The sequence below is a fragment of the Isoptericola sp. NPDC055063 genome (assembly GCF_053608125.1).
This window is the reverse complement of sequence record NZ_JBSGUW010000011.1, coordinates 59,028-67,848: the sequence shown is the minus strand read 5'-3', so window position 1 is coordinate 67,848 and position 8,821 is coordinate 59,028. Positions and strand designations below refer to the sequence as shown.

The window sequence follows — 8,821 nt, the reverse complement described above, 5'->3', positions numbered from 1 at the left end:
TTTTTGTCCGCTTTTGCGGGGGGGGGGAGGTCCGGTGGGGAGGATTTCAGGGAAGACCCGTCGGCCACCGTGGTTTGGCCGCCCCTGCCCACCCCCCCCACGTTCCTGCTCCCCCGCGTCATGGCCGACCTCGAGGGCACGGCCATCACCCTGCGCTGCGCCGACGTCGACATCGCCGAGGCCGAGTACGGCCCGCTCACCGCCGACCACGACGTCGTCGTCGCGCACTCGCTGACCAGCGTGCGGCCCGCCGGGGCCGAAGGGCTCACCGTGGTGCCGCTCGCACGCGAGCCGCTCGACGTCGCGATGGCCGCCGACCACCCGCTCGCGCGGCTGCCGCGCGTGCGCCCGCACGACCTCGTCGACGCCGACTGGATCGGCGTGCCGCTGGGTTATCCCTTCGACACCGTGCGCCTCGCCGTCGAGCAGACCACCGGCGCCGAGCTGCGCGTCACGCAGCGGCTGCGCGACAACCGCCTCATCGAGGCGCTCGTCGCCTCCAGCCACCAGGTCGCCGTCCTTCCGCGCTTCACCACGCCCACCGGCGACCGCCTCGTGCTGCGCGAGCTGGCCGACGTCGCCATCGCGCGGCACGTCTCCGCCGTCCTGCGCCCCGACCGCGCCGAGCGCCTCGCCGTGCGCCGCGTCGTCGACGCGTTCCGGCGCGCAGGCGCCGGCGTCGAGGCCGAGATGACCGACAGCGCCGGCGCCTGACGACGTCGAAGGTGCCCCCGCCCGGGTTCGAACCGGGACTTTGCCGGGTTTAAGCCGGCCGCCTCTGCCAGTTGGGCTACGGGGGCGAGAACGAGAACGGGCGCCCGGCCGACCCGCAGAGGTCGGCCCGACGCCCGTTCACCGTACCGGGGAAGGTCAGCCCTTCTCGGCGCGCGCGGCCGACGACTCGGCCTTCTGCTCCACCTTCTGGCCCGGCTGCTTCGGCGGCACCGACGCCTTGCGGAACTCGTCGCGCGGGTCGTGCAGCGAGCCGAGGGACACGATCTCGCGGCCCATGAGGAACTGGCCGATCCAGCCGATGAGGATGCGGATCTTGCGGTTGCCGGTCGGCATCGCCATGACGTGGTAGCCGCGGTGCGCGAGCCACGCGAGCGGGCCGCGCAGCTTGAGGAAGCCGAACAGCTCCGCGACGCCCTTGTAGAGGCCGAGCGAGGCGACGACGCCGACGCTCTTGTGCGCGTAGTCCTCGGGCTGCTCGCCCTTGAGGAGGGCGACCATGTTGTCGGCGAGCTTCGTGGCCTCGCGGATCGCGTGCTGCGCGTTCGGCGGGCAGAACTGGCCGGGGTTCAGCACGTCCGGCACGGCGGCGCAGTCGCCCGCGGCCCACGCGTCGGGGACGACCTCGCCGTCCTCGGTCGCGACCTGCAGCGTCGGCTTGACGATGACGCGGCCCAGCTTGTCGAACGGGAGGTCCGAGTCCTCCTTGATGACCGGGTTCGACTTGACGCCCGCGGTCCACACGATGGTCTCGGTGTCGAACTCGACGCCCGTCGAGGTGACGACGTGACCGTCGACGCACGACGACAGGAACGTGCTGAGGTGGAACTCGATGCCGCGCTTCTTCATCTCGTCGAGCGCCCACAGGCCCATGGGCTCGGAGACCTCGGGGAGGATGCGGTTCGAGCCCTCGATCATGACGAAGCGCAGGTCCTCGACGTCGATCGTCGGGTAGTTGCGGGTGGCGTAGCGCGCCATGTCCTCGATCTCGGCGAGAGCCTCGATGCCCGCGAAGCCGCCGCCGACGAACGTGAACGTGAGCATGCGCTTGCGCGCCTCCGCGTCCCACGTGGAGGACGCGACGTCCATGCGGTTGAGCACGTGGTTGCGGACCGCGATGGCCTCCTCCACGTTCTTGAAGCCGATCGCGTTCTCCGCGAGGCCCGGGATGGGCAGCGTGCGGGAGACGGAGCCGAGGCCGACGACGACCTGGTCGTAGGAGACCTCGTAGTCCGGCCCCTCCTCGGGGTGGATCGTGATCTTGTGGTCGGCGTGGTCGATGCGGGTGACCTTGCCCTGCAGCACGTCGATGCCCTTGAGCGCCTTGCGGTGCGGGGCGACGACGTCGCGGGCGTCGATCGAGCCGGCGCCGGCCTCGGGCAGGAACGGTGCGTACGTCATGTACGGGCGCGGGTCGACGACGACGATCGCCGCGTCCTTCTTGCCGAGCTTGCGGCGCAGACGACGCGCCGCGTAGAGGCCGACGGAACCACCGCCGAGGACGACGATGCGGGGAACCTTGCGGGGCCGCGGCGCCGCTGCGGGCGCGTCCTGGACATGGGTGTCCGACGACAGAACGTTCTGAGGCATGAACACCATTCTACGACCGCCCCGGGGCCCCGCAGTCGGGCCGTCCACGGTGCGACACCGCACCGGTGACGGCGGGGCGACGACCGCGCCACCCCGCCGCACCGTCGCAGGTCAGCGCCCTGCAGCCACCGCCGTCGACGTCCGGACGTCCGTCGCCGCCCCGGCGGACGACGACTCCCGGCCGCCCTTCGCCGCCCCGTCGCGCTCGGACGTCGCTCCGCCGCCCGTCGAGGGCGTCGTCGCGGTCCCGTCCGCGCCCTCGTCGGCGTCGCCGCCGCCCGGGTCGCCCTCGGACGCGTCCTCCCTCGCGCCCGCCCCCTCGAGAGACGTGGGCGCCTTGAGGAACGGCCACGGCATCGCCTCGGGCTGGGTCCCGACCGGGGGCTGCACCTCGGAGCCGTCGTCCGACCACTCCATCCCCGCCTCGGGCAGGGCGCGCAGCGGGTAGACGTTCCACCGCGAGCGCCCGTCGTCGGCCGTGGCGGGGCGGAAGAACCAGGTGCCCTCGACGTCGGGGACGGACCACGCCTGCTGCGCGCCGTCGTCGGTCATGGTGCGCACGGGACGACCCCGGTCGTCGAAGAGCTGCACGTCCTTGATCGGGTCGCCGTGCGCGTCGTAGGCGAACAGGTTCGACACCTGCATGCCGTCCACCCACACGCCGTCGTCACCGGAGTACCCGCCGTACCCGACGCTCGACGCGTCGTTCTGGGCGGCCGCGTAGCCGGCGTCGTACGAGCCGCCCCCGCCCGTCGACCCGTGCACCGACCCGTCGTACGTCGCGCTGGCCACGGCCGGCACGGCGAGCACCGCGACGACCGACGCCGCGACGGTGGTCCGGGCCCGCCAGCCGACGGGGAGCCAGTGCCCGCGGGACCACTGCACGCTCACCAGGGCGGCGAGGCTCATGGCCATCAGCTCGCCCACGCCCCCGGGCACGAGGGACGGCCGGCCGTCCGTGAACCACGCGACCAGCACCGCACCGACGAGCCATCCGCGCGCCACCCACCACGCGGGGCGCAGCTCGCGCCCGAGCACGCGGAGGCGGTCCCACTGCGGCGTGCTGGTGACGGGGTGCCACGCGCGGCGCCAGCGGTCGGCGACGAGCGCCCGCCGGGCGGCGAAGGACCGCTTCCCGGACCGGCCCGGGGCGTCAGGCAGCGCGAGGGGCAGACCGGCGGCGGTGCGCAGCTCGGCGGCATAGGCCGCCGCCGCGCCGAAGTGGGCGGCGAGGTCGAGCGCGACGTCGTCCGCCGCGTCGGGACGGCCCGGCACGCCGTCGAGCGGGGCGGACGCGTCGGTGTACGCCTCGGCGAGGTCCGCCTCCAGCCCGTCCGTCAGCTCGTCGACGACCTCCGGGCCGAGGTCGGCGAGCTGCAGCCGGACCGCCTGCGCGTAGCCGCGGGCGTGCGCGTCGAGCACGGTGCCGAGCGCGGGGCGGGCGGCGTCGCCGGCCCCGGTGGTGTCGTCGATGATCATCAGGCTGCCTCGTCCCTGTTCCCGAGGAGGCCGCCGACGGTGCCGGCGAACTCCTGCCACTCCTTGCGCTGGATGGCGAGCACCTGCCGCCCGTGGGCGGTGATGCCGTAGTACTTGCGGTGCGGGCCTGACTCCGACGGCACGACGTAGCTGGTCAGCGCCCCCGCGGCGTACAGCCGCCGGAGCGTGCCGTAGACCGACGCGTCGCCCACGTCGTCGAGCCCCCGGGCGCGCAGGCGCCGCACCACGTCGTACCCGTATCCGTCCTCGTCCTCGACGACGGCGAGGACCGCCGCGTCGAGGACCCCCTTGAGCAGCTGCGTCGTGTCCATCGACCTTCTCCTCCCGACTGCTTCGCGACAGACACTAGTGCGCGATGCGCAGTAGTGGAAGGGGGCCGCGCCGCCGTGTCGCGAAGGAGGCCCGCCCGCCGACCAGGCAGTGGGTGCCGGTATGAGCGCGTCCGGGCGCGCATACCGGGAGCAACCGCCTGGTCGACGGGCGGGGTGGGTCTGCCGGACGGTCAGGCGAGAGACAGTGCGATGCCGTCGAGGATGTCGCTCTCGCTGGTCACGACGTCGGCCAGCGTGCCACCCGCGGCAGCGACGTCGTCGCGCACGCGGCGCACGACCTCCGACCACACCAGCGCGCCGGCGCCGATGACGTCCGCGCGGCCGGGGTGCATGAAGCCGAGCGCGAGGCGCTCGGCGCGGGTGCGGTGCAGCAGGTCGTCGCAGGCGGCGAGCACCCGGTCGACGCCGAGGACCGCGCCGTGCACGGCCTCACGCCGGTACTCCGGCAGCCCGAGGGCGTGCGCCGTGACCGAGGTGACCGAGCCGGCGAGGCCGACGAGCGTGGTGGTGCGGCCGAACGGGACGGTCCGCGCGGCCTCGTCCAGCGCGGTGCGCACGTCGGCGCGGGCGGCGTCCACCTCGGCCGCGGTGGGCGGGTCGGAGTGCAGGTGCCGTTCGGTCATGCGCACCGAGCCGACGTCGAGCGACAGCGCCGCCTCCGGCGTCGTCGTGCCGAGCACCAGCTCGGTGGAGCCGCCGCCGAGGTCCACCACGAGGTACGGGCCGGGGTGGTCCCCAGACACGCCCGCGGTCGCGCCGCGGAACGACAGCTCCGCCTCCTCGCGGCCCGACGCCACCTCCGGGTCGACGCCGAGCGCCGCGCGCACGCCGTCGAAGAACTCCTGCCGGTTGCGCGCGTCGCGCGTGGCCGACGTCGCGACGAAGCGGACCCGCGTGGCGCCCGCGTCCGCGATCACCGCGGCGTAGTCGCGCGACGCCTCGAGCGTGCGCGCCAGCGCCTCGGGGGCGAGCTCGCCGGTACGGTCCACGCCCTGTCCCAGGCGCACGATGCGCAGCTGCCGGTCGACCTCGGTCAGCGTGCCGTCGGGGGCGACGTCGGCGACGAGGAGGCGGATCGAGTTGGTGCCGCAGTCGATGGCGGCGACCCGGGTGGTCGTGGAGCGTTCGGTCACGGGCGACACCTTCTCATTCACCACCGACGCCGCGCCTGCCGTGCGCGGCCCGTGTGACGAAGGCCGTCAGCAGGAGCAGCGGTCCGGGCGCCACTGGTCGCGGACCAGGGCGAGGGCCTCGTCGCCGAGCGGGTTGACGCCCGGCCCGGCGGCCAGGGCGTGACCCATGAGCACGTGGATGCACTTGACGCGCGTGGGCATGCCGCCCGCCGAGATGCCCTCGATCTCCTCGACCTGGCCGAGCTCCGCGCGCTGCGCGAGGTAGTGCTCGTGCGCGCGCCGGTACGCGGCGGCGAGCTCCCCGTCCTCGCCGAGGCGCTCGGTCATCTCCTTCATCACGCCGTCCGCCTCGAGCCGCGACGCGGCGGCGACCGCGCCCGGGTGCGTGAGGTAGTAGGTCGTGGGGAACGGCGTGCCGTCGGGCAGGCGCGGCGCGGTGCGCACCACCAGCGGGCGCCCGCACACGCACCGCGCGGCGATGCCGACGACGCCGCGCGGCGTGCGCCCGAGCTGCTCGGCGAGCACCTCGAGGTCACGGTCGGTCACGGCGGTCGGGTCGACGGGCGCGGCGTCGGGCGTCTGGTCGGTCACAGGAGATCCTCGGGGCGTTCGCGGGCGGGGCAGCCCTCATTCTCCCCCGGCCCCGGGGATGCGGCGGCGCCGGGCGCTCACCACTCCGCGACCGAGCCGTCGGCGTGCCGCCACACGGGGTTGCGCCACCGGTGCCCGACGGCGGCCCGCTCACGCACGTAGTCCTCGTCCACCTCGATGCCGAGGCCGGGGCCGCGCGGGATCTCGACCGTCCCGTCGGCGTACGCGAAGACGGACGGGTCGACGACGTAGTCGAGCAGGTCGTTGCCGGTGTTGTAGTGGATGCCGAGGCTCTGCTCCTGGATGACCGCGTTGTACGCGACGGCGTCGAGCTGCAGGCAGGCGGCGAGCGCGATCGGCCCGAGCGGGCAGTGCGGGGCGACGGCGATGTCGTACGCCTCCGCCATCGCGGCGATCTTGCGGACCTCGGTGATGCCGCCGGCATGCGACAGGTCGGGCTGGATCACGTCGACGACGCCCGAGGTGATGACGTCCCTGAAGTCCCAGCGCGAGAAGAGCCGCTCCCCCAGCGCGATCGGCGTGGTCGACGCGCGCAGCACGTCCGCGATGCCGTCGACGTGCTCCGAGAGGACCGGCTCCTCGACGAACATCAGGTGGTAGGGCGCGAGCGCGTCGAGCAGCACGCGCGCCATCGGGCGGTGCACGCGGCCGTGGAAGTCGACGCCGATGCCGACGTCGGGCCCGACGGCCTCGCGCACGGCGGCGACGTTGGCGACGACCTTCTCCACCTTGTCCCGCGTGTCGAGGTACTGCAGCTCTTCCGGCCCGTTCATCTTCACGGCGGAGAAGCCGCGCCCGACCGCCTCCCGCGCGGCCTCGGCGGTCTCGGCCGGGCGGTCCCCGCCGATCCACGAGTACACCGTGATGCGGTCGCGCACGCGCCCGCCCAGCAGCTCGTGGACGGGGGCGTCGTGCGCCCTGCCGGTGATGTCCCACAGGGCCTGGTCGATGCCCGCGAGCGCGCTCATGTGGATGCCGCCGCCGCGGTAGAAGCCGCCCCGGTACAGCACGGTCCAGTGCTCCTCGACGCGGCGCGGGTCCTTGCCGACCAGGTAGTCGGCCAGCTCCTCGACGGCGGCCGCGACCGTGGCCGCGCGGCCCTCGAGCACGGGCTCGCCCCAGCCGACGATCCCCGCGTCCGTCTCGATCCTGACGAACAGCCAGCGGGGCGGGACGGCATACGTCGTCACCGAGGTGATCTTCACGGGTTCCTCCAGGTGTGCACGAGCGCGGCGGCCCGCGCTCCGACCTCGGCCGCGGCGTCGCCCGGCCGGTACAGGGACGTGCCGACGCCCGCGCCGTCCGCGCCGGCGCGGACCCACGCGGCCAGCGTCGTCAGGTCGACGCCCCCGACCGGCACGAGGCGCGTGCCCACGGGCAGCACGCTCGCCCACGCGCGCATCCCGGCGACCCCGACCGCGGCGGCCGGGAAGACCTTCACCGCCGTGGCGCCGGCGTCCAGCGCGGCGAACGCCTCGGTGGGCGTCGCCGCCCCCGGATAGCTCTCCAGGCCGAGCCGGACGGTCTCGGCGACGACGTCGGGCCGAGTGTTCGGGGACACGACCAGGGAGGCGCCGGCGTCGGCGGCGCGCCGCACGTCGTCGGGCGTGAGGACGGTCCCCGCGCCCACCCGGGCGTCGGGGCCGGCCGCGGCGCGCACGCGCCGCACCGACTCCAGCGGGTCCGGCGAGTTGAGCGGCACCTCGACGGCGTCGAAGCCCGCCTCGAGGACGGCGACGGCGACCTCGACCGCCTCCGCAGGCGTCACCCCGCGCAGGATGGCGACGAGCCCGGTGGCGGGCGGGGTCATGGGCGGGCCTCCGTGGTCGGGGTCGTCGGGGCGGGCGTCCTCGTGGGCGTGGAGTCGGGGGGTGTCGTGGGCGCGGCGACGAGGCCGGCGCCCGCGGCCACGCGCCACAGGCCGCCCCGGGCGAGGTCGTCGCCCAGCGGGCGGGCGGCCGCGCCGTGCCGGGCGAGCGCGCGCCCGTACCGCGCGGCGAGGGGGCCAGCGCCGCCGACCGCGACCTCGGCGGCGGGGGCGGTGCGCAACGCGTGCCGCACCTCCGACCCCACCAGCAGGCCCGAGACGTAGTCGGCCACGTCGCCGGGGGCGAGGCGGCCCGCCTGGGCCAGCGTGCGCGCGGTGAACAGCAGCGTCAGCAGGCCCCGGTCGTCGCCCTGCCCGGCCTCGGCGTCGAGCCCGCGGTCGAAGGCGCGCGACGGCTCCGGTGCCGGGCCGCCGTCGGCCAGCCGGGCGAGGACGCTGTCGCGCAGCAGGAGGGCGAACACCTCCCCCGTCATCGCGGTGGAGAAGCCGGCGACGCGGCTGCCGTCCAGCCGCACCCACTTCGCGTGCGTGCCGGGCAGCACCACCTGCGCGGGAAGGCCGGCCGGCGCGGGGCCGTCCGCGCCGTCGGATGCCGCCACGAGCGCGCCCAGGAGCTGCACCTCCTCGCCGCGCAGCACGTCCGGGCCAGGTTCGCGCAGACCCGACGCACCCCGGCCCGGCACGCGCAGCCCCGGCACCAGGTGCACGACGCCGCCCGCCGCGGGCGCGTCGACGGGTGCGGCCGTGAGGTGGTGCGCCAGCCGGTCGAGGCCGACGGGCACGTCGAGGTACCCGGCGTCGGCCCAGCCGTGGTCGCTGCCCGCCATGCCCGCCACCACCACCGGCAGGCCGGGGCGGTGGGCGAGCCAGCCCCCGCACCGCGCGACGAAGGTGCCCGTGAACGCGGCGGAGCGGCCGGCGGCCGTGGCCGCGCCCGCGGAGGTGCGCAGGGAGCCGTCGTCCGAGCGGACCTCGTCGAGCACACCGCCGGCGTCGTCCAGGAGCCATGCGCGGAACGTCGACGTACCCCAGTCGACGGCGACCAGCGCGGCGTCGCGGTGGGGGTCGGGTGCGGGCATGGCCGGGACGCTAGG

9 protein-coding genes and 1 tRNA gene are annotated in these 8,821 nt (G+C 75.3%); 1 reads left to right on the top strand and 9 read right to left on the bottom strand.

From position 1 onward, the window contains the following. Nucleotides 1-120: 120 nt before the first annotated feature. Nucleotides 121-714 carry a LysR family transcriptional regulator substrate-binding protein gene (locus ACWF41_RS14480; protein WP_452182757.1) on the top strand — a complete coding sequence of 198 codons (594 nt, stop codon included), beginning with the start codon at nt 121-123 and terminating at the stop codon, nt 712-714. 12 nt (nt 715-726) lie between these two features. Here the strand turns inward: ACWF41_RS14480 and ACWF41_RS14475 are convergent. From ACWF41_RS14475 to ACWF41_RS14435, 9 genes are all read right to left on the bottom strand, one after another. After that, a tRNA-Leu gene (locus ACWF41_RS14475) sits at nt 727-800 on the bottom strand. Nucleotides 801-870: 70 nt separating this feature from the next. Continuing rightward, on the bottom strand, nt 871-2,322 hold the full coding sequence (locus tag ACWF41_RS14470; RefSeq protein WP_380319736.1) for an NAD(P)/FAD-dependent oxidoreductase: 1,452 nt from the start codon (nt 2,320-2,322) through the stop codon (nt 871-873). 111 nt (nt 2,323-2,433) lie between these two features. Further along, nucleotides 2,434-3,801 carry a hypothetical protein gene (locus tag ACWF41_RS14465; protein WP_380319733.1) on the bottom strand — a complete coding sequence of 456 codons (1,368 nt, stop codon included), beginning with the start codon at nt 3,799-3,801 and terminating at the stop codon, nt 2,434-2,436. Beyond that, nucleotides 3,801-4,133 (bottom strand): PadR family transcriptional regulator, encoded by a 333-nt coding sequence (locus ACWF41_RS14460; RefSeq protein WP_380319730.1) that lies wholly within the window; start codon nt 4,131-4,133, stop codon nt 3,801-3,803. The genes ACWF41_RS14465 and ACWF41_RS14460 overlap by 1 nt, the downstream gene beginning before the upstream one ends. Nucleotides 4,134-4,324: 191 nt before the next feature. Next, complete coding sequence (locus ACWF41_RS14455; protein WP_380319727.1) at nt 4,325-5,287, bottom strand: Ppx/GppA phosphatase family protein; 963 nt, start codon at nt 5,285-5,287, stop codon at nt 4,325-4,327. A gap of 66 nt (nt 5,288-5,353) precedes the next feature. Beyond that, nucleotides 5,354-5,878, bottom strand: a complete 525-nt coding sequence (locus ACWF41_RS14450; RefSeq protein ID WP_380319724.1) for a DUF501 domain-containing protein — start codon at nt 5,876-5,878, stop codon at nt 5,354-5,356. Between the two features lie 77 nt (nt 5,879-5,955). Further along, nucleotides 5,956-7,104 carry a galactonate dehydratase gene (dgoD, locus tag ACWF41_RS14445; RefSeq protein ID WP_380319721.1) on the bottom strand — a complete coding sequence of 383 codons (1,149 nt, stop codon included), beginning with the start codon at nt 7,102-7,104 and terminating at the stop codon, nt 5,956-5,958. Then, nucleotides 7,101-7,709, bottom strand: coding sequence for a 2-dehydro-3-deoxy-6-phosphogalactonate aldolase (locus ACWF41_RS14440; RefSeq protein ID WP_380319718.1), 609 nt, complete (start codon nt 7,707-7,709; stop codon nt 7,101-7,103). Before ACWF41_RS14440 ends, dgoD begins: the two co-directional genes overlap by 4 nt. Continuing rightward, the gene (locus tag ACWF41_RS14435) at nt 7,706-8,806 is read right to left on the bottom strand and encodes a 2-dehydro-3-deoxygalactonokinase (protein ID WP_380319715.1); all 1,101 of its coding nucleotides are present in this window, start codon (nt 8,804-8,806) and stop codon (nt 7,706-7,708) included. The genes ACWF41_RS14440 and ACWF41_RS14435 overlap by 4 nt, the downstream gene beginning before the upstream one ends. Nucleotides 8,807-8,821 lie beyond the last annotated feature (15 nt).

Excerpts from the sequence above, each read along its gene's own strand:
- ACWF41_RS14480 (WP_452182757.1), top strand. The coding sequence starts at position 121 with ATGGCCGACCTCGAGGGCACGGCCATCACCCTGCGCTGCGCCGACGTC.
- ACWF41_RS14470 (WP_380319736.1), bottom strand. The coding sequence starts at position 2,322 with ATGCCTCAGAACGTTCTGTCGTCGGACACCCATGTCCAGGACGCGCCC.
- ACWF41_RS14465 (WP_380319733.1), bottom strand. The coding sequence starts at position 3,801 with ATGATCATCGACGACACCACCGGGGCCGGCGACGCCGCCCGCCCCGCG.
- ACWF41_RS14460 (WP_380319730.1), bottom strand. The coding sequence starts at position 4,133 with ATGGACACGACGCAGCTGCTCAAGGGGGTCCTCGACGCGGCGGTCCTC.
- ACWF41_RS14440 (WP_380319718.1), bottom strand. The coding sequence starts at position 7,709 with ATGACCCCGCCCGCCACCGGGCTCGTCGCCATCCTGCGCGGGGTGACG.
- ACWF41_RS14435 (WP_380319715.1), bottom strand. The coding sequence starts at position 8,806 with ATGCCCGCACCCGACCCCCACCGCGACGCCGCGCTGGTCGCCGTCGAC.